At 59.5% G+C, this 24,446-nt stretch carries 22 protein-coding genes and 3 pseudogenes; 16 read left to right on the top strand and 9 right to left on the bottom strand.

Features of this window, described 5'->3' with window-relative positions:
* The first annotated feature begins 35 nt into the window (after positions 1-35).
* From JCM25414_RS00700 to JCM25414_RS22720, 8 genes and pseudogenes are all read left to right on the top strand, one after another.
* Positions 36-2,465, top strand: coding sequence for a TonB-dependent receptor (locus tag JCM25414_RS00700; protein WP_025840402.1), 2,430 nt, complete (start codon positions 36-38; stop codon positions 2,463-2,465).
* A 153-nt stretch (positions 2,466-2,618) separates the two neighbouring features.
* Positions 2,619-3,782 (top strand): annotated as a pseudogene (locus JCM25414_RS26260) (amine dehydrogenase large subunit).
* Complete coding sequence (locus tag JCM25414_RS15520) at positions 3,779-4,228, top strand: MauE/DoxX family redox-associated membrane protein (RefSeq protein ID WP_051535583.1); 450 nt, start codon at positions 3,779-3,781, stop codon at positions 4,226-4,228. The pseudogene JCM25414_RS26260 and the gene JCM25414_RS15520 overlap by 4 nt, the downstream one beginning before the upstream one ends.
* Before the next feature lie 67 nt (positions 4,229-4,295).
* Positions 4,296-4,895 carry a thioredoxin domain-containing protein gene (locus JCM25414_RS00685; protein ID WP_025840401.1) on the top strand — a complete coding sequence of 200 codons (600 nt, stop codon included), beginning with the start codon at positions 4,296-4,298 and terminating at the stop codon, positions 4,893-4,895.
* Complete coding sequence (mauA, locus tag JCM25414_RS00680) at positions 4,882-5,487, top strand: methylamine dehydrogenase (amicyanin) small subunit (RefSeq protein ID WP_025840400.1); 606 nt, start codon at positions 4,882-4,884, stop codon at positions 5,485-5,487. The genes JCM25414_RS00685 and mauA overlap by 14 nt, the downstream gene beginning before the upstream one ends.
* Positions 5,484-5,948 carry a c-type cytochrome gene (locus JCM25414_RS00675; RefSeq protein ID WP_025840399.1) on the top strand — a complete coding sequence of 155 codons (465 nt, stop codon included), beginning with the start codon at positions 5,484-5,486 and terminating at the stop codon, positions 5,946-5,948. Before mauA ends, JCM25414_RS00675 begins: the two co-directional genes overlap by 4 nt.
* Positions 5,926-6,186, top strand: coding sequence for a hypothetical protein (locus JCM25414_RS22725; RefSeq protein ID WP_148300870.1), 261 nt, complete (start codon positions 5,926-5,928; stop codon positions 6,184-6,186). Before JCM25414_RS00675 ends, JCM25414_RS22725 begins: the two co-directional genes overlap by 23 nt.
* On the top strand, positions 6,177-6,383 hold the full coding sequence (locus JCM25414_RS22720; RefSeq protein ID WP_148300869.1) for a hypothetical protein: 207 nt from the start codon (positions 6,177-6,179) through the stop codon (positions 6,381-6,383). The genes JCM25414_RS22725 and JCM25414_RS22720 overlap by 10 nt, the downstream gene beginning before the upstream one ends.
* A 545-nt stretch (positions 6,384-6,928) precedes the next feature.
* Here the strand turns inward: JCM25414_RS22720 and JCM25414_RS15510 are convergent.
* From JCM25414_RS15510 to petA, 4 genes and pseudogenes are all read right to left on the bottom strand, one after another.
* On the bottom strand, positions 6,929-7,435 hold the full coding sequence (locus JCM25414_RS15510) for a thioredoxin domain-containing protein (RefSeq protein ID WP_242403197.1): 507 nt from the start codon (positions 7,433-7,435) through the stop codon (positions 6,929-6,931).
* A pseudogene (locus JCM25414_RS15505) lies at positions 7,432-8,099 on the bottom strand (cytochrome c1). Before JCM25414_RS15505 ends, JCM25414_RS15510 begins: the two are co-directional and overlap by 4 nt.
* Before the next feature lie 23 nt (positions 8,100-8,122).
* A pseudogene (locus JCM25414_RS26895) lies at positions 8,123-9,317 on the bottom strand (cytochrome b).
* A 9-nt stretch (positions 9,318-9,326) separates the two neighbouring features.
* A complete protein-coding gene (petA, locus tag JCM25414_RS00650; RefSeq protein ID WP_025840398.1) occupies positions 9,327-9,983 on the bottom strand; it encodes a ubiquinol-cytochrome c reductase iron-sulfur subunit in 657 nt (218 codons plus the stop codon).
* A gap of 167 nt (positions 9,984-10,150) precedes the next feature.
* On the opposite strand from petA, the gene JCM25414_RS00645 reads away from it, so the two are divergent.
* From JCM25414_RS00645 to JCM25414_RS00635, 4 genes are all read left to right on the top strand, one after another.
* Complete coding sequence (locus JCM25414_RS00645; RefSeq protein WP_025840397.1) at positions 10,151-10,606, top strand: (2Fe-2S)-binding protein; 456 nt, start codon at positions 10,151-10,153, stop codon at positions 10,604-10,606.
* A 183-nt stretch (positions 10,607-10,789) separates the two neighbouring features.
* Positions 10,790-11,773 (top strand): molybdopterin cofactor-binding domain-containing protein, encoded by a 984-nt coding sequence (locus JCM25414_RS23955; protein WP_242403196.1) that lies wholly within the window; start codon positions 10,790-10,792, stop codon positions 11,771-11,773.
* Positions 11,719-12,780 (top strand): xanthine dehydrogenase family protein molybdopterin-binding subunit, encoded by a 1,062-nt coding sequence (locus JCM25414_RS23950; RefSeq protein ID WP_242403195.1) that lies wholly within the window; start codon positions 11,719-11,721, stop codon positions 12,778-12,780. The genes JCM25414_RS23955 and JCM25414_RS23950 overlap by 55 nt, the downstream gene beginning before the upstream one ends.
* Entirely contained in the window at positions 12,777-14,018 is a 1,242-nt protein-coding gene (locus tag JCM25414_RS00635) for a cytochrome c (RefSeq protein ID WP_025840396.1), read from the top strand. Before JCM25414_RS23950 ends, JCM25414_RS00635 begins: the two co-directional genes overlap by 4 nt.
* A gap of 200 nt (positions 14,019-14,218) precedes the next feature.
* On the opposite strand, the gene JCM25414_RS00630 is transcribed toward JCM25414_RS00635, so the two are convergent.
* The 5 genes from JCM25414_RS00630 to JCM25414_RS00610 are packed head-to-tail and all read right to left on the bottom strand — an operon-like array spanning position 14,219 to position 20,825.
* Positions 14,219-14,785 carry a cupin domain-containing protein gene (locus JCM25414_RS00630; RefSeq protein WP_025840395.1) on the bottom strand — a complete coding sequence of 189 codons (567 nt, stop codon included), beginning with the start codon at positions 14,783-14,785 and terminating at the stop codon, positions 14,219-14,221.
* 53 nt (positions 14,786-14,838) lie between these two features.
* Complete coding sequence (locus tag JCM25414_RS21095) at positions 14,839-15,405, bottom strand: DUF3237 domain-containing protein (protein WP_025840394.1); 567 nt, start codon at positions 15,403-15,405, stop codon at positions 14,839-14,841.
* Positions 15,402-17,393 carry a CocE/NonD family hydrolase gene (locus tag JCM25414_RS15485; protein WP_148300868.1) on the bottom strand — a complete coding sequence of 664 codons (1,992 nt, stop codon included), beginning with the start codon at positions 17,391-17,393 and terminating at the stop codon, positions 15,402-15,404. The genes JCM25414_RS21095 and JCM25414_RS15485 overlap by 4 nt, the downstream gene beginning before the upstream one ends.
* A complete protein-coding gene (locus tag JCM25414_RS00615) occupies positions 17,336-18,574 on the bottom strand; it encodes an alpha/beta hydrolase family protein (protein WP_159101676.1) in 1,239 nt (412 codons plus the stop codon). The genes JCM25414_RS15485 and JCM25414_RS00615 overlap by 58 nt, the downstream gene beginning before the upstream one ends.
* Positions 18,575-18,620: 46 nt before the next feature.
* Positions 18,621-20,825 carry a TonB-dependent receptor gene (locus tag JCM25414_RS00610; protein ID WP_206777940.1) on the bottom strand — a complete coding sequence of 735 codons (2,205 nt, stop codon included), beginning with the start codon at positions 20,823-20,825 and terminating at the stop codon, positions 18,621-18,623.
* Between the two features lie 488 nt (positions 20,826-21,313).
* On the opposite strand from JCM25414_RS00610, the gene JCM25414_RS00605 reads away from it, so the two are divergent.
* The 4 genes from JCM25414_RS00605 (at position 21,314) to JCM25414_RS00590 (ending at position 24,335) form a co-directional block, all read left to right on the top strand.
* Positions 21,314-22,297 carry an XdhC family protein gene (locus JCM25414_RS00605; protein ID WP_159101674.1) on the top strand — a complete coding sequence of 328 codons (984 nt, stop codon included), beginning with the start codon at positions 21,314-21,316 and terminating at the stop codon, positions 22,295-22,297.
* Between the two features lie 86 nt (positions 22,298-22,383).
* Positions 22,384-22,809 (top strand): nucleotidyltransferase family protein, encoded by a 426-nt coding sequence (locus JCM25414_RS26245; protein ID WP_081775722.1) that lies wholly within the window; start codon positions 22,384-22,386, stop codon positions 22,807-22,809.
* 177 nt (positions 22,810-22,986) lie between these two features.
* Positions 22,987-23,697 (top strand): MFS transporter, encoded by a 711-nt coding sequence (locus JCM25414_RS00595; RefSeq protein ID WP_025840389.1) that lies wholly within the window; start codon positions 22,987-22,989, stop codon positions 23,695-23,697.
* Positions 23,691-24,335 (top strand): MFS transporter, encoded by a 645-nt coding sequence (locus JCM25414_RS00590; protein ID WP_148300866.1) that lies wholly within the window; start codon positions 23,691-23,693, stop codon positions 24,333-24,335. The genes JCM25414_RS00595 and JCM25414_RS00590 overlap by 7 nt, the downstream gene beginning before the upstream one ends.
* Positions 24,336-24,446 lie beyond the last annotated feature (111 nt).

Raw genomic sequence — 24,446 nt, 5'->3', positions numbered from 1 at the left:
AAATTGTTACGAACGCCAAACGAGATGGAACGGATATGATCAAATTCACCCGCCCCACCCGGTTTGACCCACGATGTCGCGTCCAGCCCCTCTCTTTTCGCGCCCTGCTCTGCGCTTCGGCACTTTTCATCGTTCTTCCTCACCCCGGTCAGGCTGCCCCCAAAGCCGAAAACTATCGCAAATCGGGCGCCCCGTCTTCCCGCATGGCGACCGCAGCGGCACACGCCCCTCAGAAAAAACGCTCCACGGCACATGTTGCCCGTACGGGTGGCAACGAGACGATGACGATCAGTGCCAGTCGCGTCGCATCGCGCGGCGCCGATAACGTCGTCTCCAAAGCCGTCATGGCGCAGTTTACGCCCGGCACAAGCGTGCTGAAAGCCGTCGATCGCCTGCCGGGTGTAAGCTTCAGCTCCACCGACCCGCTCGGCATCGATACCTGGGGGTCGAGCATCTATGTGCGCGGCTTTTTCATGGATCAGCTCGGCGTTACACTCGATGGTATTCCGCTGAACGACCAGACCTATGAAAGCAATAACGGCCTCAACGTCATTCAGGCCTCGATTTCAGACGATATCGAGCGCTCGGTGCTTTCCGAAGGCCCAGGCGGTGTGGGTGTGCCTTCGACCTCCACCCTCGGGGGCACGCTGGAATTCGAAACCAGCGACCCGAAGGACAAGACGGGAGGCAAGATCTCTCAGGGTTTTGGCACATACAGCTCATACCGCACCTATCTGCGCGGTGATTCAGGTATTCTGAACCCGAGCGGTACCAAGGCCTTCGTCGCCTATTCGCGCAGCGAGGAAGGGATGTGGATGGGAGCTGGCAAGCAGTTCCAGCAGCAGGTCGATGCGAAAATCGTGCAGCCCGTCGGCCATGACAGTGTGATCAAGGCCTTCTTCAACTGGAGCGATCTTCAGGAATGGGGCTATCAGGACACGTCTCTGGCCATGATCGATGCCCTTGGCTGGCGCGTGCCGCATCTCTACCCCAATTATGCTCTCGCCACGGCCTATGCCTCGGGTGCCGTATCCCTGCCGACATCGGCGGCCATCCAGGCCAATGGCGATGAGCCCTACCTCTACGATGGCGGTCAGGCGGAAGTGGATTATACCGGTGGCCTGAACATGGATCTGGCGCTGACGGATCGTCTGCGCTGGAAGTCCACTCTCTACGGCACCAGCCAGACTGGCTATTATACCTATACCGACTACGGCACGCCTTCAGCCGGTACCGGAGCACCTTTCTCCGAAGAGGTCTGGCAGACGCGGCAGGAACGTTACGGCTTCACCTCGGCGCTGAATTACCATATCGCGCATCACACTATCGATACGGGTGTCTGGTTTGAAAACAACAATCAACAGGCCGATCTGTTCTGGTATAATGAGCCGCTTCTTGGCACCGGCGCCCCACTCAAGACCGTCGGACCCTATGACACCTACGGCCCCGCGTTCCTGCAGGGCTACGGTTTTGTCTGGCACACCAATACCTTCACCTATCATCTTGAGGATAACTGGCGCCCGCTGGATAATCTCCGCCTGACGGCAGGATTCAAATCCATGCTCTCCACAACAGCGGGCGGCGCCAATTACAACAATCCCGATTACACCGGCGCCGACGCCCTGCCCAATGGCAGCATGACCGCCTCATCGGCCTTTCTGCCTCATGTCGGCGGAAGCTGGCATTTTCTGCCGCATCATGAAGTCTATTTCGATCTGGCCGAAAACATGCGCAGCTATCAGGTGCTGCCCAATGGCGTAGGCAATGCGCTCTGGTCGGTGCAGGATCAGGCGACGTTCAACCAGCTGCGCCAGACGGTCAAACCTGAGCGCGACTGGGTTTATGCGGTCGGTTATCGCTATACAGACAAATATCTGCAGGCGAGCCTCGCTGGCTATCATGCTGACGCCAATCACAGGTTACAGGCTGCAACAGAAGGCACCATTACCAACCCCGTTTCGAGCGTGACGCAGACCAGTGTTCACACCAATGGCGTCGATGCTGCCCTCACCCTGACACCGATCAAGGGTCTCTCACTGTATAACAGTGTAAGCTATAATCACTCGACCTATGGTGGTAATATCACGACGGCTGACGGCGTGTACTACACCAAGGGAAAGAAAGTCGTGAACTACCCTCAGTTCATGTACAAGGCCAATCTCTCTTATCGATGGAAGGGACTCGAAACGCATTTCGACGTCCATTACTATTCGAAACGCTTTTTCAGCTATACCAACGACACTTCCGTTCCGGGTTACTGGCTGACGAGCGCAGGTGCACGATACAACGTCGGCAATTACGGATTCGCCAAGAACATTACCATCGACTTCAACGTCTATAATCTGCTCAATTCGAAATATATCTCGATGATGGGCGAGAACGGCAACCCCATGTCGGGCGACTACCAATCCCTCGAACGTGGTTCTCCCCGACAGTTTTTCGGCACGGTCAGCACCGAATTCTGACCTGAAAATCCGCTATCAAGGCTTCACCCGTTTCACGTCGCCTTCCTGCACCGCCGCTCTTTCCGTTCTTGTCACAAGATCACCGCAACTCCTCACCGCTCCCTCCGCAAGGACCTGACCCCAATGCGTTTCCTCCCCCGAAAACTGGCTGGCATGACAGCGCTTCTGCTCGCTGGTGCGGCCCTGACACCCTGCGGCATGGCTCTTGCGGATGAACCCGTTCTGCAGACTGAAGAGAGCGATATCATCAAGCTCTCGCCTGTCACACCGCATCGCATTCTCGTTCAGGACCCCGTAGGGCATCACGCCAAGGACGGGCGCGTCTATGTGGTCGACGCCGATCAGGGCAAGCTGCTCGGCATGGTGCAGGCAGCCTATAACGGCAATGTCGTACAAGACCCCAGGGGAGGCGCCTTTTATGTAGGCGAGACTGTCTGGTCACGCGGCAATCGTGGCGACCGCGCCGATCTGCTTGCCACCTACGACCCGCAAACGCTTGAAATAACGAATGATGAGGTTCTGCCAGGCCGTGCGCTGGTCACGCCCAAGAAGAACGACCTGACCATCAGCCATGATGGCAGCCGCGTCTATGTTTACGACATGGTGCCGACAAACGCCGTGCATGTGGTCGATACGGCCACTCACAAGATCGCCATGAATGTTGGACTTCCCGGCTGTGCCCTGACCTATCCTTGGGGCAATGCGGGTTTCACCTCGATCTGCGCCGATGGCAGCCTGGCCAATGTGAGCATCGGCGCCGAGAAAGCCGAGATCACCCATACCAAGCCGTTTTTCGACCCGGAAAAAAGACGCTGTCTTCGAGCACAGCCCGTCGCATAGCGCCGATGGCAAGACGTTCTTCATTTCCTATAGCGGTCTCGTCTATCCTGCGACCCTCTCGGCAAAGACGACCATCGACAGGCCCTGGTCGATTCAGGAAGCGGCTGGCATGAAGGCCGCGACCAATGCCGACAGCCCCTTCACGGTCACCTGGCGCCCCGGAGGCTGGCAACTCGCGGCCCTGCATTATGCGACCGGCCATCTTTATGTGGCGATGCACCAGGGCACGTTCTGGACGCATAAGGTGGCGGGCACGGAAATCTGGGAACTCGATACAGCCACGCACAAGCTGCTACGCCGCATCAAACTGCCCAAGCCAAGCTCGATGGTCGGCGTGACGCAGGATGCCAACCGCTGCTTTTCACCGATGACGAGGCCGGGGATTTCTTCATCTGGGATCTGAAATCGGGCAAGATCGTGCATACGATGAAGCATCTCGGCGATGATCTCTATTTCACGGTCGCTCTGGGGGAATGATGGGCGCGCTCGCTCTGCAACTGGCCAGTGCGATCAGTGCCGATGCAATCGGGGCGCTGTTTCTCGGTACAGGCATAACGAAAATGCTCGATCAGCCCGGCTTTGCCTCGGTCATCGCGTCCTATCGTCTCCTGCCTCTCGATGCGGCTTTTCCCGCAGCACGGTTTCTGACAGGTGCCCAGATCGCGATCGGCTGCTGGCTCTGCTCGGGGTTCCTCCCGGGTGCGGCATGCTTTGCCGCCATGTTGCTGCTCGCCCTCTTCGCATTCGCTATGGGGCTCAATGTCGCTCGTGGCCGCACAGGACTCTCCTGCGGGTGTCTGCCCGGTCATGACACGGTGCTCTCGGGTCGATCGGTCCTGCGCACGCTGCTGCTCGCCCTGCTCATGCTTGGCGCTGCCATAATCGGACGCCCTCCTGGTGCGGTGCTCGGCACGGTCGCCTGATGGGCGGGGTGTCGCTTATGTTGCTGGCACTGGCCTCCCTTCAGCTCAGCACCGCAGGAGACGCGGCATGATTGTTTTTCTGCTCGCCTCCACCCTGCTTCTGGCAGCTCTGTGCTGCTTCCTCACCCTCGCTGTGCTGGTTCTGGCCCGACAGATCGGCGTGCTGCATGAGCGCATTGCCCCTATTGGCCAGCAACCAGTCCTGTCGGGGCTTCAGGCCGGTCAGGCCCTGCCACGCCTTACGGCAAAGCGGCTTGATGACTCACTCTTCATCATGGGCGGTCAGCATGAGACCGGGCGTTCGAGCCTGATCCTGTTCGTCTCGCCCGATTGCCCGGTCTGCAAACGCGTTCTGCCGATCGTGCAGGCACAGGCCAGCATCCATGATCTCGATCTCGTCCTCGCAGGCGAGGGCGATGTCGTGGCACTGCGCGCCATGGCTTCCGGCATCAGGCTTGGTGCGACGCCCTTCGTGACCAGCCAGGAACTGCTGCTTCTGCTCCAGATCGGCAGACTGCCCACGCTCGTGACCCTCGACCCACGCGGCGTGATCACAGCGCGTGACGTCGCCAATACCAGACAACAGGTTGAGGCGCTGATCGCGACCCTGCCTGCTTCCTCTTCCCCCTCGCTTGAGACCAAGGAGTTCCTCCATGACGCAGTCTGAACTGATTTCGGGCCGCGCGATCCAGGACGGTACCTCGTCCAGCCCGCTCGACCGGATAACGGAACGCCTGATCCGGCGCGTTGCCGGCCATAGCTCGCGACGCAGCGTGCTCGGTCGCCTCGGCGCCTGGGCCACATTCGGCGCCATCGTACCGCTTCTGCCGGTTGAACGCGCTTCTGCTGCCACCCCGGCAAAAAAAGACGAGAAGGCGGTCGCAAAAGCGCCCTCTCCATTTGCCGCCAAGGCGCAGACCACCGATCCGACGGCCTGCGATTACTGGCGCTATTGCGCGATTGACGGGTTTCTCTGCGCCTCCTGCGGCGGCGGCGTACATAGCTGCCCGCCCGGCACACGCCCCTCGCCCACCTCATGGATCGGCACCTGCTTCAATCCGCGCGACGGCCAGTCCTATCTCGTGGCTTATCGCGATTGCTGCGGACAGGATGCGTGCAGCCAGCCGCCCTGCCTCGGTACGGATGGCGATCAGCCCAGCTATCGCCCCCAGGCCAATAACGACATCATCTGGTGCTTTGGCACCGGTGCGCTTGTCTATAACTGCTCAACATCCGTCATCGTCGGAAACGCTTCATGACCAGACGTCTCCTTCCTCTCGCAAGCCTGCTTGCCCTGCCGCTTTTCACGGGGGGCATCGCCCATGCCGAAGACGGCCTGGCCGTCTACAACGCCAATTGCAGCGTCTGCCATCAGGCAGGAGGGGCGGGGTCGCCGGGTCAGTTTCCCCCTCTGGCCGGACGTATCGGCAAGATCGCCGCAACCGCCGGAGGCAAGGCCTATATTGCTGACGTTCTGCTCAACGGTGTTCACGGCACGATCGAGGCAGGCGGAGCCAGCTATATGGGCTTCATGCCCTCTTTCAAGGCCCTGACCGACGACCAGCTTGCTGTAGTGCTGACCTATATCAGCTCTCTCGACACACCAGGCGCCCCAATTTTCACCGCCGACGAGGTCAAAGCCCTGCGCGCCGCACCCAAAAAGGCCAAGGAAATTCTCGCCGAAAGAAAGGCTCTGAATGACGCGCATCCGCTTCCCTGATTTTCTGATTGTTTGCAGCATCGTCCTGCTCGGCCTCGCAGGCACGAGCGGGGCGAGGGCCGCGATCCAGACCCATACGGTGACGAATTATCTGACCCATTGCGGCGGATGCCACGGCATCGAGGGCATTTCAGGCAAGACCTTCGTACCCACCTGCGCGATCAGGTCGGATGGTTTGCCTGCTCGCCAGAAGGTCGGGATTACCTGGTGCGCGTTCCGGGAATCTCGATGTCGCTGATACGCGACGACGGGGAGCTGGCCGATGTGCTCAACTTCGTGCTCTTCCGTCTTGGCGGCGCCAGCACCCCGACAGGCACCCGGCCGTTTACCGCCGCGGAAGTGCACAAGCTGCGCGCTCAACCCTTGCAGACAGACGACCTCATGGCCCTGCGTGCGGAAGTACTTAGCCGGGCACGCGCCGCCTGCCCGCATTAGCATCGCTCTTTATCGAAGAGCGCTTCAGCACTCTGGGTCATGCCCGGAAGCTGAGTCGTGCGACGGTCGAGACTAAAGCGTAGGCTCGATAGAGATCGACAGCGCCGTGAGATCAAAACGGGACAGACCGGGGCCATGACGGCTTGCCCTCGTGTCCCGATGAAATCAACGCTTCACTGACCAAAAGAGCGCGGGGACGCCGCTATGTCAGAGTGTCTCGGCAAGGCCCGAGACAAATGGGGCGCCTAAAAAAGACCTTCCCGAAATCGTTCGGAAAACAAGGCGTTGGGATAGCCCACCGCCCGTTTTCACACATCCTGCCTTTCCCTTTATCGGCACCGCATCGCTTGCGAAGGCTCGACAAATACGCACCGCGCCCTCACTCGACTAACCGACCGACCGGGGCATCAGACAGACAGCGCAGATCCGCAGCAGAAAAATCGCTTATTCAGCCTGTCAGCGCCTGCGGGTTTGCCGTCATGAAGCCCTGCAAAGAGCGATATCCTGTTTCCTGCACGCCGAGCAGGCTTTCCAGATGCTCCAGATTATTCACCAGCGCGTGCCTGAACTGCGCCCATGGGGTCGAGCAGCACGGCAAAAGGCACACGATCCACGCCGAGCAGACGACCGATCGCAGAATCATTGACGAAAATGTTGTCGGAAAGACCAAGCGTGGCGATTGTACGTCTCTGCGCCTCATCGCTTTCATCACCGCAATACAGCAGCGACAGGCCCTCACGCCGAGCGAAATCATTGATGATCGGTACCATCTTGCGCGAAACGGGGCAGGAGCCGGAAACGAAAACCAGAAGCTGCGGCCGCCCGTCTTCCCGACTCCCCCCTGCCGTCACCTCACCGCCCGAAAGGCTGCGCAAGTGTGTCGTCGGCAGATGCTCAATGGTCGCCACTGTTGGCGCCAGAGCCCCAAGGGGCGCGATACGGCGATAAAAGCCTCTCACGCGTCTGAACATCAGCGCGATCACCGCACAAAGGCCGAAAATGACCAACCAGATGACGGATTGCGCGTAAAGCAGCGTTGTCGTGTCGCTCATTGACGGGTCTCCTTGACGCGCTTCCAGACGCGACGCTTGAGCAGGGCCAGAAGAGTGGTAAGCCCCGCCAGATAGATCAGAACAGCCAGGCCGGTATGCGTGCGCGCTACGCGATGCGGATGCGCCACCCAATCGAGAAACGTCCCTACATCCTGCGCCATCTGAGGGATCGTGGCTTTCGTTCCATCGGCATAGATCAGCTGCCCGTCATGAAGCGGTGGCGGCATGCCGATATGGTTCTGGGCGAAAGCGGTATTGTAATAGGAGCCCGGCCCGAGAACGACGTCGGCAGGCTTGGCGCGTAGGAGCGCAGGATCGTCTCGATCCGTTTGGCGCCCCCTTCTTCGGTCATGGCCAGGCGCGAGAAATCGGGCGGCACGTCGCCATGATTGGCCAGACGCGCCATGGCCTCGTTCGGATAGGGTGAGCCGATGGGGTCTGAAAGATGCGCCGCGCGCGTCTTGGGGTCGCCATCGTCATCCAGACCATCGGGCACCTGACGAGACGCCGCATAGGCCTTGATATCGGGAACGGCGAGGCCGATGCCGGAAAGATCGGCAAAACGCACCTGGTTGAGGCTGTGGCAGGTGGCACAGACCTGACGATAGACCTGAAAGCCACGTTGCTCGGGCGTTGAAGCCTGCGCCGTCAAAGGCAGCACCATGAGCGCGACAAGAAGATACCGCTTCATACGCTCTCTCCCCGCAAGGAAGCAGGCAAGGGCCGTGTGACCTCTATTCTGGGCAGAAACGGGAGCAGGACCAGGAAATACGCGTAGTAATACGTCACGCTGACGCGGCTGATGGCGAGCCAGAGCCCGGTCGGCTTGTGCATTCCCGCGACACCGAGCGCGATGAAGGCCAGAAACAGACCCAGAAGCGCCCAGCGGAGCACCGGGCGATAACGCGCCGATTTTACGGGAGAGCGATCGAGCCAGGGAACGGCAAACAGCACGGCCAGACTGCCCGCAGACAGAACGAGCCCGCCCAGCTTGGACGGAACAGCACGCAAAATGGCGTAGAAAGGGGCGAAATACCATTCCGGCGTGATGTCACCCGGTGTCACCAGCGGATTGGCCATGGCGTAGTTATTGGCGAGCGTCAGGAGATCAGGCGCGAAGAAAATCAACGCTGCATAGACCATCAGAAACAGGCACAGACCGAGACCGTCCTTGGTGGTGTAGTAAGGATGAAAAGGCACCACATCGTCAGATACTTTCGCTCAACGCCGGTCGGGTTGTTGGACCCCACCACGTGCAGCGCGGCCACATGCAGCACAATGACCCCAACAATCGAAAAACCTGTCACGAAATGCAGGACATAGATCCGATGCAAGGCAACAGAGCCCAGCCCTTCACCCCCCAGCAGCCATGAGGCCAGAGCAGCCGATCAGAGGCACGGCGTTCATGGCATTGATGACGACCGTCGCGCCCCAATAGGACATCTGACCCCAGGGCAGGATATACCCCGCAAAAGCCGCGATCATGACCAGAATGAACAGACCGAGCCCCGTGAGCCAGAGCAATTCGCGTGGCGCCTTGTAGGAGCCGTAATAAAGGCTGCGCGCCATATGCACATAAAGCGCCACAAAAAGCATCGACACACCACCCATATGAATGGCGCGCACGAGCCAGCCCGATGACACGTGACGATCGATCATCTCGATGCTGTTAAAGCTTCGGCGACGCTCGGCGTGTAATTGAGCGCGAGAAAAATCCCGCTCACGATCAGAAGGGCGAGCGCAATTGTCGCGAATGCCCCGAAATTCCAGAGATAGGTCAGATTGCGCGGCATGGCGAAATCGACATATTCGCGCCGGAAGGCCGAGACGATGGCAGGCGCGTTTCGAGCCAGCCGCTTGGCGTGATGTCAGGTTTACTCATGGTCGCCGCTCAGATCTGCTGGATGGAGGCGATTGAAAATGCCGGATCGCCCTTGCTCTGCCCGATACGCACTTGCGTGGCAGAAAGCATGGTGACAGGCGGCACGGGAAGATTATAGGGCGCGGGGGCCTCTTTATACACACGACCCGCCGCATCGAATTGCGAGCCATGGCACGGGCAGGAATATTTTGCCGCTTTATCGTTGGCAGAAGGTGTGGCGTAGGAGGGCACACAACCCAGATGGGTGCAGATACCTATCAGCACGCCGATTTCCGGCACGACAGAGCGATGCCAGTTCGTGGCATCTTTCGGCTGTTGCAGAATTTTCGAGTCGGGGTCGCGCAAATGCTGCACGATCTCAGTCGCTTTCAACGACGCCAGCATCTCCGGCGTGCGCCTCTGTATAAATACAGGCCAGCCGCGCCATGTCACGACAAGCTGCTGGCCAGGACGAAGCGCGGCAATATCGATATCGATCGAATCATCTTCGCCAAGAGTCGTATTTTTCGTGCCGTTCAGACTGTCTAGAAAAGGATAGGCCAAAGCGCAGGCGCCAACACAGCCAGCCCCGACAATCACGGTCGACAGCACATCGCGGCGCCTCGTCCCTCCCCCGGGTAGCGGACAGGAGGAAGAGGAAGTGGGGCGGTCTGCGTCCTGAGTCATGAAGTCCTGCTTAAATAGGATGAAATGATCATCCGGGGGCCACAAAAACGTGTCAACATCAAAACAACTTCCGGAGCCCAAATAGAAGAGCAGACTTGCAATCCGTCGCGACACTGGCGATCCTCCGTAAAGGACGGCGCCAGAAAAAACTGAAGGATCACAACGACATGAGAACGATTCTTATTAACGGGGAGTCGCATGACGTGGATGTTCCGGATGACATGCCCCTTTTATGGGTGCTGCGTGACATTCTGGGACTGACCGGCACGAAATATGGCTGCGGCATCGCGCAATGCGGCGCCTGTACCGTGCATGTGGCAGGGCAACCTGCGCGCGCCTGTCAGCTGCCGGTTTCTCTCATCGGCGACCGGCCTGTCACCACCATTGAGGCCATAGGGCAGACCGCGCTCGGACAGCGCGTGCAGGAAGCCTGGCTGCACGAGCAGGTCATCCAGTGCGGCTATTGCCAATCGGGCCAGATCATGGCGGCGACCGCCCTGCTTCAGACCACGCCCGCACCGAACGATGACGATATTGACGACGCCATGTCGGGCAATATCTGCCGGTGCGGCACCTATGTGCGCATACGCGCCGCCATTCATAAGGCCGCCAGTAATGCGTAAACCCCACCAGATCGGCCCTGTGCTCAACAGACGTGCCATTTTGCGCGCGGCCCTCGCTACGGGTGGCGGGCTGATGCTGTCAGGCCTTATCCCCGGCCTGCCCGCGCGCGTGCGGAGGCCAGTGGTGTCTTTACGCCGAACGCGTTCATCCGCATCGATCGCGAAGGCGCCATTACCTTCATCATGCGCCACGCCGAAATGGGTCAGGGCATTTATACCGGCATCGCCATGCTGATCGCCGAAGAGCTTGAAGTCCCGCTCGACAAGATCGCCCTGAAGGCGGCACCCGCCGATGCGCGGTTTATCGACAAGGCTGCCGGTGAAGAGGTGACGGGCGGCTCGGCTTCAACCCGCGATAGCTGGATTCCGCTGCGTCAGGCGGGTGCCGCGGCACGGATCATGCTTCTGCGCGCCGCAGCCGCGCGCTGGTCGGTGCCAGCCGAAAGCTGTGTCGCAAAAGATGGCATGGTGTCTCACGCCGCATCGGGACGCAGCCTGTCTTACGGCGCCCTTGCCGAAGACGCCGCCCGACAGCCCGTCCCTGATCCCATCCCGTTGAAAGACCCTGCCCAGTTCCGTCTGATCGGCACCAGCCCGCAACGCATGGACACCCATGCCAAAAGCAATGGCAGTGCTGTCTTCGGCATGGATGTGCTTCTCGACGGCATGAAAATCGGGCGGATCATGGCCTGCCCGGTCAAGGGGGGCAAGCTGAAAGGCTTCGACCGTAAGGCTGCGCTGAAAATTCCTGGTGTGATCGATATCGTCACCCTGCCCGATGCGCTGGCCGTTATCGGCGCGCATAGCTGGGCCGCCATCTCGGGAATGAAGGCAGCCAACCCGCAATGGGATCTCGGCCCCCATGCCGGAATGTCGAGCGCTTCACTACTTGAGGCGCTGAAAAAGGCTTCGGAAACGACCGGACTCGTGGCGAAGAAGACCGGCGATGTCGATTCTGCTCTCGTCAGCGCCTCTAGCCGCATTGAGGCGGTGTACGAATTGCCGTTTCTGGCCCATGCCGCGCTGGAGCCCATCAACACCACGCTGCATATCCGCCCTGACTCCGCCGATGTCTGGGTTGGCACGCAAGTGCCCTGCGTGCCCGTCAGGAAGTGGCCGACGCCACCGGCCTGCCGCCAGAACGTATCACCGTGCATAACCACCTGATCGGCGGAGGCTTTGGGCGCAGGCTTGATTCGAACTCCATCGGTCAGGCCGCCCGTCTGGCGAAGCAGGTGCCCTATCCGGTCAAACTGTTCTGGACGCGTGAGGAAGATATCCGTCAGGACCAGTTCCGCCCCTTCTATTACGATCGCATCACAGCCGGGCTCGACGACAAGGGCATGATCAAAGCCTGGCATCATCGCACGACCGGGTCGTTCGTTCTGGCACGCTGGGCGCCCGAAGGACTGCAGAACGGCCTCGATTCGGACGCTGTCGAAGGCGCTACCGAAACACCCTATGCCATTCCCGCACAACGCAACGAGGCGGTACAATGCGAGCCCGAGGGGCTGGTAACCTTGTGGTGGCGTGGCGTCGGCCCGACCCATAATGTTTTTGTCGTCGAAGGCATGATCGACGAACTTGCCCATGCCGCCGGAGCCGATCCGCTCGCTTTCCGTCGCAAGCATCTGGGGGCCTCACCAAGAGGGCTCAAGGTTCTCGATGAAGCCGCCAAACAGGCCGGCTGGGGGCGTCAGCTTCCCAAGGGGCACGGGCTCGGTATCGCCCTGCATTATTCCTTCCAGAGCTGGGCCGCGACCGTGCTGGAAGTCAGGGTGGAAGAAAACGGCCAGATCCATCTCGTGCGGGCCGATACCGCCGTGGATTGCGGGCCTGTCGTGTTTCCCGACGCGGTGCGTGCGCAGATCCAGGGCGGGCTGATTTTCGGCCTGACCATGGCGCTTTATAATGAAATCACCTTCCTCGACGGTCAGGCAGAGCAGAGCAATTTTCATGATTATCGCATGATGCGCCTCAATGAAGCGCCCGATATCCGTGTGCATCTCGTCTGCGACCCGACAGCAGAAATAGGGGGTATCGGCGAGGTCGGCACCGTGGCAGCCGCCCCTGCCCTGGCCAATGCCATTTTCGCGGCAAGTGGAAAGCGCCTGAGACGCATTCCCTTCGTGCCGCAGATGAGCGCCGCAGCAAACGGGGAGAAACGCGCATGAAACGCGCCCTCGCCTTCTCCGCCACGGCCCTCATGACGCTGGCCTGTGCGTTTTACGGTAATTCGGCATCCGCTCAGGAAGCCCCGATGCAACAGACAGCACTCCCCAACGGTGAAGCCACTCAGGTCACACGCGGCCGGGCCCTTTTCGTCGCGGCAGATTGCGCGGCCTGCCATCTCTCTCAGGACGGTCGCGCCCTGACAGGTGGACGCGTATTCACCCTGCCTTTCGGCACGATCCATGCGGTCAATATCACGCCCGACCGCGAAACGGGCATCGGTGCCTATACCGACGCGGCCTGGTTGAAAATGCTGCGCAAAGGCGTCGGTCTGGGGGGCAAGCACCTCTATCCGGTCATGCCATACACCTCCTACACCCTGCTCAGCGATGACGATGCGCTGGCCATCAAGGCCTATCTGTTCACCCTGCCCGCCATTCGCGCCGAAGCCCCGAAGAACGGCCTCTCTTTTCCGTTCAACCAGCGCTGGACCATGATTTTCTGGAACTGGTTCAACAATCCCAACCGACGCATGGCCCCTGATACGGCACGTTCTGCGGAGTGGAATCGCGGCGCCTATCTCACCGAGGCGCTGGGCCATTGCGGCCAGTGCCATACGCCACGCAACTTCATGTTCGGCCTCAGCAGCCGCGCCTACGCAGGCGCGGTGCAGGTGGGGTGGACCGCCTATAATCTGACCCCGGACAAGGCGCACGGTCTGGGCGCCTGGAGCGATGCGGACCTCTTCAGCTATCTCGCGACAGGTCACGCCAAAGGCCACGGCCCGGCCTCCGGCCCCATGGCAGAAGCCATAGAGCACAGTCTGAGCCAGCTACCAGCCAATGATATCCGCGCGATGGTCGTCTATCTGCGCAGCGTTCCGGCGCAGCCCGATGGCCCGCCGCGCAATTCTGGACTGATTGCAAAAAATGACGGTCCTTCTGCGGGCAGACATGTGTTTCAACAGGCCTGTGCCGGGTGTCATCTGGAAGACGGATCGGGCCGTCAATTGGACTGGGCCGCTCTGGGCGGCAGCCATTCACTGAACGACCCGTCGGCCACCAATCTGGTCGCCGTGCTCAGGGAGGGTACCTCCTTGCAGACAGTCCACGGCACGATGACGATGCAGAAATTCACCTCAGCCTATACGTCGGAAGAACTCGCGGCGCTCTCTTCGTGGATGCTGCATCATTTCGGTGGGGTAAATGCATCGGTCGATCCGAAGAAATTCAAACCCTGAGCTTCCGCGTCTGAGCCTGGGCTTCGGGAAATTCCGCGAGCCGCGCTCAGGCCCGATCGTTTACGACAGCAATCCTTTGCACCGCTCGCCAGAGAGGTAGAGGCGCAAAGGATGCGCATAGAGCGATAACGCTCTTTTCTACACGCGTCCCTTGAGCCTTGCCTGCATGACCGCCGCCCTGAAGCAGGCACTCAAACCACTCAGGGCGTATCGACATTCGCCCAGACGACGCGCGTAACCTGCTGCGAGCCATTGCTATAGCGATGCGGTGTCTCGCTCGGGAAAGAGAAGGAATCTCCCTCGCGTAAAATGCAGTCCTGACCGCCCACCTGCAAATGCAGGCAGCCCTGCAGGACGAGACCAGACTCAAAACCGCTATGGGTCAGGATTTTGGAACCCGAATGGCCGTTCGGCTCAATGATCATGAGATAGGTACGCAGCAGATCGGGGCTCTGCGAATTGAGCATCACCTTGGTGATCCCCTCGCCGAAGCTGAGGAGACCATGATCTTCGATGCGCGTGTAAAAGGCTGGATTATCGAGGGACTGACCTCTTATCGAGCCGAAGAAAGTCGACATATCGAGTTCGAGAACATCCGAAATCTTCATCAGATCGCGGATGCTCGGCGATGACGCGCCGCGCTCGATCTGGCTCAGATGACTGAGCGAGATTCCGACGCGCGAGGCCACATCCTTGAGCAGATACCCGTTCTGCTTTCTTCTCTCGCGTATGGTGTTGCCCAGGGTACGATCGATGTTCGACGTCATAACGACAGATTCGTTCAAGGACATTTCGCGTAAACCAGATCCCGGAGAAAGTATCAGTTAAGTCGGAGCACCTGAATCAACCGGTCGTTCTGATGAGGGCCTTTGGCGAGCTCCATCCCTTTGGGAACGGGATAGACCAGAGTGGCAACAAAAATGCTTTTATTCAACCAGTCATATTTACCCTTGGGCGCGATGAACTCCGGGCTCAGGCGATATTTGTAATCCTTGCCCCCATCGACAGGGTAAGCGAGGCCCTTGTTGTGAATGACTATAATCTGACCGTCATCGGTCTTGAGGCGGTAGAACGCATCAACCACCTCAACGCCATCGGGGCGCGAAACGGGCAGATCGGCACCGCCAGCCTCTACCGTGCCATGGATGCCCGGCCCGTCGAAGCGCCCGCCGATAATCGGCCAGATTTCGGTGCGTTCGCCATCCTTGCTGGCACCTTCAGGGCCAGGTCTTACTGGGTCAGTGCAGGTCACGACGAGATTGAGAACCAGCTCGGTCTTGACCGGATCATAAACCTTGCCGTTGAAGGGCGCCTCCGTTGCGGCATGGGCCGCGCCCGATGCCACGAGGCAGGAAAGCGCAAAAAGAGTGTTTTTCAGGGTCTTCATGTCAGATCACCTTGAAGGAAAAAACGATGGTCACTGCAACGGATCGCGCCGACAGGGCTGCATGAGCACGTCATTGCACGGCGCAAGTGTTTTGGGGATGGCAGAGACCGCCAGACCGTCGCGGCCCTTTTCTGGCACGGTGCGAGAATCAGACGGGACACATGGCCTGCATCATGCCAGAGACGATTTGTGGCGGGCAGAAGCCAGGGCGAAAACCCGTAGCCACCGAAATTACCCGGTGCATCGATCCACAGGCGCAGACGCGAACCCGCGCGAAAGACATGCCCCATCTTGCTCAGCTCAACACGCGCCAGAACGGGCTCGTCAGGGGCAAGGCTCTGCGTGGTCTCGATATGATCGAGCGGAAACGGCCGCAGTGCAGTCGATCTCGCAGGGTCCTGTGCCCGGTCGGAAAGACGAAGCCAGCCACGCTCGACGAACATCTCCTGATTGTCCGGGCGCAACTCCGTCAGTGTCACCTCGACATCCGTATCCGGCATGTCGGATGACAGCCAGAGATCGACGCTGGCGGGCCCATAGGCCACCAGGGTTGTGCCGAGCGGCGCCGAGGTATAGGCGAGACTGCCCTCGCGCCAATGCTCCGGCAGCGCACCCCAGCCGTAATGATCGGCATCGACATCCACATCCGGCCCGCGCACCGGATAAGCATAGCTGTCCGATCCGGTCGAGGAAGTCATACCGTCCTCAAGCACGCCCTTACTGGCGAGCGTGAACACATGGGGGGTAGCGGCAATCGGATAGGTCGCCCCGCTCAGGGTCACACGCGGCGCCATCTGCTCGACCTTTTCATGCCCCTCGCCATGAGATCCGCTTTCCAGCCAGACGCGCACATGAGGCGGATCGCTGAAAGCGGCTCGATGGCCCTTGAGGAAACGATCGAAAAACCCGAGCAGCAGCGCGCGGTATTTCAGGGATTCATAGGCGTCGTGCTGGCCATTGGTCTGGACCAGCCAGGTTTTTTCCGGCGCCAGCGTATCCTGATAATAGCCCTCACGCGAGGTCACGGCCTCGTCCTGAAACGCTTCCATGGATAGAACCGGCACGGCGATCTGACTGGTTCTGGCCGCCAGATTACGCTTCTCGATTTCAGCATCGCGCAGCGGATGGCGCAAAATGAGATCGCGCAGATTATCCCTGCGATTTGCCTCCGTATTGATCGCGAGCCTGTCCAGACAGCGCTGGTCATGCTCTGTCTGTGCGCCTTCTTTTAAAGCGTCCCAGCGCGACTGCAGATAAAGCAGCCAACCGGACGGAAACTGCATATTCGGCACACCGCCGGGTGCCCAGCTATCGAGACGTGCATCGCCCAGCACCATGCCCGGCGCGATGGCCTTCAGGTGCGGCGGACGTGTCGAGGCCGTGGCGATTTGCGACATACCCGCCCAGGACCAGTTGGCCATGCCGACATGTCCGTCGGACCAGGGCTGTGAGGCGGCAAACTCGACAATATCGTAGCCATCCTGGCCATAGCTGGGCGTCAGAAAGGTGAATTGCCCCTCCGAACACCCGGTTCCACGGGCATTGACCCCGAACACCGCATAGCCATGTGCAACCAGATCGCGGTCGAGGCTGACCGACATAGCCGTGTCACCCTTGAGATAGGCCGAGCTGCCTACGCCGCCGGGATCGTAGCCGCTATAATTGATCACGACGGGAAACGACCCCTTGCCCCTCGGCAGAAGCACGCTGTAGCGCAGCGGCGTATGGTCGCGTGTCGGCAGATAGCCCACGAGACGCCGCCCCCAGAAGGGCGCCGTCTTGACCAGTTCGGGATTATAACCCGACACGGCGGCAATCACGCTGCCCCCCGATCGCGCTTCCTGCGCCCTCCCCGAACCGGGAAAGGCCATAAACGAAACACCGAGGCAGAGAACTGCCATGGAGGAGCGTGCTGCCGTCATGAGGGCGGTCAGTGGCGCTGGCAGGTATTGGAGGGCACATTGCCCGCCAGAACCGATTTCAGCCACGCAATCTGCGTATCCATCGACTCAACCATGGCGGCGCCATGCTCGGCATTGGGCACGACCATGTATTTCACATCCGATCCCGCATGGCAGGCATCCTTGGCGTAGGATTCCAGCGTATGAATGGGAATGGTCGTGTCACCTCCCCCTGCGATTAGCAGGATCGGGCCCTTGGCCTTTTCATAACCGACTGTCTGCTCGGCGAAGAACTTCTTGACGTATTTGTTCTTGTCCCAATCCGGACGCACCAGCTCCTTCGCCGAATAAGGGTAATAGAGCGCATTGCCCGTCAGCCAGCAGGCCTTGCCGGTGGCTTCCGGATATTGCGAGAGACCGGTCTTGGAGAGCAGGTCCTCGGGCTTGAATTCCGGGTATTGCGCGTGAATGGCATAGGCGAGCCACGACATGTAAGGGCCACCAGCCTTTTTCACGGCAGAGATATTGGCGTTGATCATGCCGACGCGTGCAGCCGGGGCGATCGAAATGGCACCGAGATAGCCGGGATCGTTATCCTTGGCTTCTGCTTCGGCGGTAGCGAGTGCAGCATAGGCGCCCTGCGAATGACCGACCACGAACCATTTCCGAGAAAGATCGGGCATCAGCGCGTGGGCCGCAGGCACTGCGTTGCGGATATCGGCTACCTGGGCGAATTTATTCATATATTGATGCGGGCTGTCGGTCCCGAGACCGTGATAATCGGTCATGACCAGAACGAATCCGGCAGAGGCCAGATCGAACACGCGCAGGCCGCCATAATAGACGTCTTTCATGAGCGACGGCGCGCAGGACTGAGCGGTGCCGCTGGTGCCGTGCGCCCAGACGATCACCGGCCAGCCGCCTTCGGGCGCCTTGCCCGGCGGCACGACGACCACGCCCGACGTCGCAACCGGCTTGCCGTGAGAGTCAGTCGAACGATAGAGAATACGCGTGGCTGTAAAGCCCTTGGGCAGGCTGTATTCAGGTGCTTTTTCCTGACGCAGCAGCGCACCCGGCGCCGAAGCAGCGATATCGGCCGGGGTGCTGTAGAAAGCCGTGCGCGGCAGGGCGTCCTGCGCTTCGAGCGAACGGGTGACGGCCGGATCGGTCGGCAAGGGTGGCTCTCCGGCATGAGCAAGCCCGCTCAGCCCGGTGGAGAGCACGAGCATGGCAAGCAGATTGGCTTTGAGAGACAGTTTCTTGGTCATATTCCACCTGAAAAGAGAGAAAAACCTGTTCTGAAACCGGGTGCGGTCAGAAATCATACCCGATCTGGAAGCGATAACTGGCGGGCATTCCATAGATCTGCTGGAAATCGCTCACGCCATCTGTCTGGCCCACCGTGCGATAATGCACGTTCGTCACGTTGAACCCCATAAGCGCCAGATTCCAGTGCTGCTTGTGGGAGAGCAGATCGAGACGCACATCCAGCAGGCCGTAACCCGGAATATTATTGATCCAGGCTCCGACGCCGCGTGTGGCATTGAGCGTGGTGCGGAAGCTGTAATTCATCTGCACCCCGGCGGTGTAAGCCCCGTTGAACATCTCGTGCTCATAACGGGCCGACGGCGTCAGGCTCCAGCGCGGGGCGTACGGCAGACGCTGCCCCTGCCAGGCGATCAGATTACCCGCGTAGTCGAGCTGATATTGCGAGGATTTGACGATTTTTGCATCATTATACGCCGCACCGAGATTGAACGTGAGAGTCGGCACCGGCTTCCAGACAATGTTGCCCTCGAGGCCCTGATTCACCGCCGTACCGATATTCGTAAGCGTCGACGTAATGGTCTTGCTGACCGCTGAATATTCGGTGGTGAAATTCTGATAATTATACGTGCGATAATAGAAGGCCGCGCCATCGACGATCAGCTTGCGATCGCGTGTCTGGGCCTTGAACCCGGCTTCGACCGCCCAGACCTGCTCTTCACGATAAGGATCGATCTGCGCCGTACTGGCGATGGGGAAGCCGCCATAAAAGCCGCCCGATTTATACCCGCGCGCCACAGAGGCATAGACCATGTTCAGCGGGTCGAACTGATACCGCAGCACGGCTTTACCGGTCACATGATCTTTCAGCTGATACTGACGCGTAACGTCAGATGAGACATAATAACCGGGCGATTGCTGGAAGGCACCGTTATAGGTCTTGTATTCCCAGGTGCTGCGCGCGCCGAAATCGAGCGAGAGCTTGGGCAGGATATGATAGGTGATCTGCCCGTAACCGCTATAGGATTGCGTCTTTTGCGTATAGCTCAGAATGCCTTCATTCGCGGCACCCGAAAGGCCGGTATAAAGCGTCTGAAGCGCGTTATCGAAAAGCTGGAACTGCTTGTTTTCTTCCAGATCCTCATAAGACACATCGACACCCAGCAGCCAGTCCAGACGCTTGGGCTTGCCTGAGCTGAGGCGCAGATTTTCCTGTGCCATGCGCATGGGCGTATGCTCGAGCTGGGTGGCATAGACCGGACCGGTGGCGGCGTAGTTGTAGTTGAGCCCATAATCGAAATAATCGAGCGAGGTGATGGAGGTTAGCTCCATTCCACCCAGATCGCCGACGGCGCTGAACTGGGCGCCACCCGCTTTATTGTCGAGCTGGTTGGTCGGCGCAGAAAGCACTTTCGTGCCATCCTGCGTCTGGCGCGAGGCGGCCTGGCTCGCATCGCCGAAAGCCTGCGGCAATGTGAGACAGTTCTGCTGATCGGCATAGCCTGCGATCATGGCAGAGCAGAAACCGCCTGTCGTGTTATAAACACCCAACGCCGTTGCCAGAGCGAGCTGTGACTTGTCACGGCTGCCATGCAGATCGAAATTCAGCGTCCAGTTATCGAGCTTTGCCGCGACTTCCAGGCGCACCGCGTCACGGTTCTTGCGGCCCCATTTTGCGCCATTCTGAAGCGAGGTCTGCCAGCCGCTCCAGCCATGATCAGAGGTTTCGGCAATACGAAATGCCAGATTACGCGTAATCGGCGCGCCATAGGCGGCATTGACGTGCCCGTCGCCCCAACGCCCATAGGAGACGGCAACCGACCCGCTCGCCTTGTCGAAATTGGGCTTGTTGGTCAGCACGCGCACCGCGCCACCAATCGTGTTGCGTCCATAGAGACCGCTTTGTGGTCCCTTGAGCACCTCGACACGAGAGATATCGAAAAGACTGCCCGTACCCATGACCGTGCTCGGCTGATACGCATCATTCAGAAATATCGGCGCAGCAGGCGTTGAATTGGGATTGAAATCGGCCAGGCTAACGCCGCGAATGACCCAGGTCGGCATGGCGCCGCCATAAAAATCGAGATTTTGGGCATTGGTCGTGTATTTGATCAGATCAGGCAGTGCCTGCACGCCCAGACGATTGAGCTCCTTTCCCGTAAAGATTTGCACGGTTTCAGGGATCTGCTGCGCCGTCTCCTTGCGCCGACGGGACGTGACCATCACCTCTTCGACGCCGCTGCTTTGAGCCACAGATGGCCTGACAGGCTTTTTATTAGTTGCGATACCGGAACGTTTATGATGCGTCTCTGTTTTTGTTACGCTCTGGGCGTTTGCCGCGACAGGCAGAATGCAGAGCGAGCAGGAAAGCCAGAAACGCAGCGACAGCGCACCGCGTTTTCTGAAGGGGCTAAACGCCCCTGCCGCCGCAAAGGGGCCAGAAGAGTCTGGTTCGGTATCGAAACGACTAGACGTGCGATATCGGCTCTGCTCATGGCGACACATTGACGGCCTCAAATTGTTCGGGTGCGTGTTTGCGAAGGGAGTTTTCAAATCGATCCGAATACGAAACATCAGATCATGAGCGGAAAATCCGGTCAACAATTTTCTTGAAGAAATAATGACAGTTACAATTCTCTATGGAAAAATCTCCACATCACCGCGGGACAATGCCCGCACTGAAGGCTAGTCTGGCCTCTAAAGCCATCTCGGAACGGGAAACCATGCAAGACCGGACCAGTGTGACGACCGCCCAAGTCAGGGCCGTCTGCGCCCTACCCAGCGACCATCCGGACGATGTTGTGCGCTTTCTTGTCTCAAGTCACCAGGCAGGCCATGGCTGCGTTCTGGCAATTCTGACCGATATTGTTGAGGGCGCCTCACGTCCCCTGGGCACCCTGATGGCCATACGCGATGACGGTTACTATGTCGGCATGGTGTCGGGTGGCTGCATCGAGGCCAGTGTTGTCAGTGAAGCCTGCCATGCCATGGCACAGGGGCGTGACCGCTTTTGTCGTTACGGAAAGGGATCTCCCTGGTTCGATATCGTCCTGCCATGCCGTGGCGGCATTGGGCTGCACCTGCATGTCATCCGTGACCCCAGCGTTTTGACCGGGTTTCTGGAACTGCGTGCGTCGAGAAGAACTGTCCTGCTGCATTACGACAGTGCAAGCGAGACCCTGAACACTGAAAAGGGCAATACCCCCGTTGGATGGCAGGGTTCTCGTTTCACCGCCAGATTTTTCCCCGACCCTCAAATACTGCTTTTTGGCGAGGGTCTTGAGAGGCATTTTCTTACGTCGCTTGCCGCCGCTGCCGGGCTGACCCTGATAAGGGGCGACCTGGCTCTCGTGACAGAACATGCACAAGACAGTGAGACTGCGCTCGTATTGCTGCACCACGATCTCGACAGGGAATTGCCGATACTGCAAGCCGCGCTGCAAACCAGCGCCTTCTTCATCGGCTGTCTGGGAAGCCGCAAGACACAGGCGCGTCGCCTCGCCGTCCTGCGTCAGGCTGGCCACGACAAAGCGGCTCTGGAGCGGATCCGTGGACCGATCGGACTGTTCGGCCCATCGCGCGAAGCCCGCTCCCTGGCTGTTTCGGTTCTGGCAGAGTTGTTTGCCTCATCGAGGCCCGCAGAGCAGAACAAACGCCATGAGCACGCAATCCTGCGTTCTGCTTGTTCTTGGCGCCGGTCTGAGCCGCCGCTTCGGCGAGGATGACAAGCTCGCCGCATTACTGGACGACCGTCACCTCGCTCAGCACGTTTTACATATTGTGAAGACTCTCCCGTGGCAGCAGAAGCGCGTTGTCTCCCGCCTCAAGCGCCTGGCATGAGGCATACGATCAAGCGGGATTTCAGCGCTTAATCAACCCAAGCCCGGAACGTGGATTAGGCTCGTCACTCGCGTTAGGAATCACGGGGCTCCCACCGCAAGCCCGGGTCCTTATCTGCCTCGCCGATATGCCTTTCATCACGCCCGCCCATCTGATGGGGCTATGCGCCGCAAGCGAAGCGGAACCGCATCTGGTTTTCGCAACATCTGCCCCCTCATATCGGGGACCGCCTGCCGTGTTTCCCGTGGATAGCCTTCTAAAGCTCTCACCCGAGGGAGAGATGGGCGCTCGCTCCCTGATCCGCACGGCACAGCTTTTATCCTGCCCTACCCACGAAACCATTGATATCGATGACGCCGCCAACCTTAAAGCCGCCATACAAGCCATACGAAAGTAGCCCGATCCTTCGCCACTGTTCAAGAATGCCTCAGCTTGCAGCATAGCACCCTATTCGGCGGACGAGCTTGACGTTTGCATCGAAATCGAAACGACCATAACGTTGCAGATCCTCGCCCATGGCGCTGCTCTTCCGAAAGCCGGAATGCGCCTCATCACGTAGCGAAAGCGGCTTTTCATGCACCCTTCCGAGCCGTCACGGCAGAAAGCCCATCCGGCCGGACTCTATTTCATCGCGGCTGCGCAAGGTGCGTGGTATTTTTCCCGCTACAGTACCCAGGCTATCCTGGTGCTCTATCTCGCGCATGTGGTCTACGCGGCGCCGCACAACACCGCCTTTCCTGGTGTCGCCCCCCTGCGTCACCTCCTTTCCTGGGAAGCACAGACCAGTAATCCACAAGCCCTGGCTTCCACCACGATCGGCCTGCTCGCCCTGTGCATGATCCCGACCCAGATTATTGGTGGCTTTCTGTCTGACCGGTTTCTGGGGCGACGACGCGGCGCCCTGCTCGGACTAGTCTTTCTGACACTGGCGCCCCTGTTCTGGGCCTTCGATACCAGCTTCATTCTGGCACTGCCGTGCTTCGTGATCGGCCTCTCTCTGGCGGTCAATCTGTTTGCTCAGGTGGGTGACCTCTACAGCGATACAGACCCGCGCCGTGCGGATGCCTATCAGCTTATGTCGCTGGTGCAGGAAGCTGCTGTCATTATCGGCCCGACCTTCTGCGGCTGGCTGGCCGCGCGCTATGGCTGGCATGAAGGTTTTGCAGCCGCAGGGATCGTCATGCTGGCGGGCACGCTCGCCTATTTTCTGGCTGGCGCCATCTTCCCGCCCCAGCCGTCCACGGCCGGCCCCGTGATGCAGGCGCTACACCGGCGCTGTTGGTGAAGACAGGAGGGCGTATCGCGCTTCTGATACCGATACTCGCCATGATCTTCCTCTGCAACGAGCAGATTTATGACACCTATCTGATATGGGGCGAGCAGCATTATGATCGCCACCTGTCAGGCTGGGTGTTCCCCGCAAGCTGGCTCATGTCGCTCGATGCCGGGGTCAGCTTTGTGACCCAGATCATGGCCATCGCGTTCTGGCGCTATTACACGCGCCATCGTGGCGCCCCCAGCGAATGGGGGCAGATCACGAGCTTCGGTGTTCTGGGCGCTCTGGCGCCCCTCGTTCTGGTCTATGCGTCAGCCTGTAGCGCCGACCCGAGCCAGATCAACATGATCTGGGGTCTGATTTTCCATTTCATCAACGATCTCGCCATGGCGACCATCATGCCCATCAGCCTTGCCCTGTTCATCAGACTGGCCCCCGACAATGCCAAGAGCATGGCAGCCGCCGCCTATGCTCTGGTAGGCCGCCTGGCCGATATCATGGCGGGTCAGATAGGGCAGAACCTGCCATTCTGGGGCTCGATCCGTTTCTGGTTGCTGCACACCGGTATAATCTGTATCGGCGTCGCTCTGCTTCTGGCTTCAAAGCGGCTCTGCACACAGCGAAGCACTGATCCTTACCAGTCGTAGCGCGACAAGAGGGCATGAAAAGCGCCTGACCATGCCGGGCGTGCCAGCCCCCCAGACGAGGGCCTTCGGGGCAAAAATGTGCGCAACATACGCGACCTTAAACTTTCCCAA

Origin of the sequence: Asaia platycodi JCM 25414 (assembly GCF_000614545.1) — a bacterium.
Lineage (GTDB): Bacteria > Pseudomonadota > Alphaproteobacteria > Acetobacterales > Acetobacteraceae > Asaia > Asaia platycodi.
This window is presented reverse-complemented; position numbering and strand designations above follow the sequence as displayed.

Bases quoted from the DNA above. Each gene is read 5' to 3' on its own strand.
- JCM25414_RS00615 (WP_159101676.1), bottom strand. From the start codon at position 18,574: ATGACCAAGAAACTGTCTCTCAAAGCCAATCTGCTTGCCATGCTCGTG.
- JCM25414_RS15510 (WP_242403197.1), bottom strand. From the start codon at position 7,435: ATGAGCGACACGACAACGCTGCTTTACGCGCAATCCGTCATCTGGTTG.
- JCM25414_RS22725 (WP_148300870.1), top strand. From the start codon at position 5,926: ATGACGCGCATCCGCTTCCCTGATTTTCTGATTGTTTGCAGCATCGTC.
- JCM25414_RS00635 (WP_025840396.1), top strand. From the start codon at position 12,777: ATGAAACGCGCCCTCGCCTTCTCCGCCACGGCCCTCATGACGCTGGCC.
- JCM25414_RS00700 (WP_025840402.1), top strand. From the start codon at position 36: ATGATCAAATTCACCCGCCCCACCCGGTTTGACCCACGATGTCGCGTC.
- JCM25414_RS15520 (WP_051535583.1), top strand. From the start codon at position 3,779: ATGATGGGCGCGCTCGCTCTGCAACTGGCCAGTGCGATCAGTGCCGAT.
- JCM25414_RS00685 (WP_025840401.1), top strand. From the start codon at position 4,296: ATGATTGTTTTTCTGCTCGCCTCCACCCTGCTTCTGGCAGCTCTGTGC.
- mauA (WP_025840400.1), top strand. From the start codon at position 4,882: ATGACGCAGTCTGAACTGATTTCGGGCCGCGCGATCCAGGACGGTACC.
- JCM25414_RS23955 (WP_242403196.1), top strand. From the start codon at position 10,790: ATGCGCCACGCCGAAATGGGTCAGGGCATTTATACCGGCATCGCCATG.
- JCM25414_RS00645 (WP_025840397.1), top strand. From the start codon at position 10,151: ATGAGAACGATTCTTATTAACGGGGAGTCGCATGACGTGGATGTTCCG.
- JCM25414_RS22720 (WP_148300869.1), top strand. From the start codon at position 6,177: ATGTCGCTGATACGCGACGACGGGGAGCTGGCCGATGTGCTCAACTTC.
- petA (WP_025840398.1), bottom strand. From the start codon at position 9,983: ATGACTCAGGACGCAGACCGCCCCACTTCCTCTTCCTCCTGTCCGCTA.
- JCM25414_RS00595 (WP_025840389.1), top strand. From the start codon at position 22,987: ATGCACCCTTCCGAGCCGTCACGGCAGAAAGCCCATCCGGCCGGACTC.
- JCM25414_RS00675 (WP_025840399.1), top strand. From the start codon at position 5,484: ATGACCAGACGTCTCCTTCCTCTCGCAAGCCTGCTTGCCCTGCCGCTT.
- JCM25414_RS00630 (WP_025840395.1), bottom strand. From the start codon at position 14,785: ATGACGTCGAACATCGATCGTACCCTGGGCAACACCATACGCGAGAGA.
- JCM25414_RS21095 (WP_025840394.1), bottom strand. From the start codon at position 15,405: ATGAAGACCCTGAAAAACACTCTTTTTGCGCTTTCCTGCCTCGTGGCA.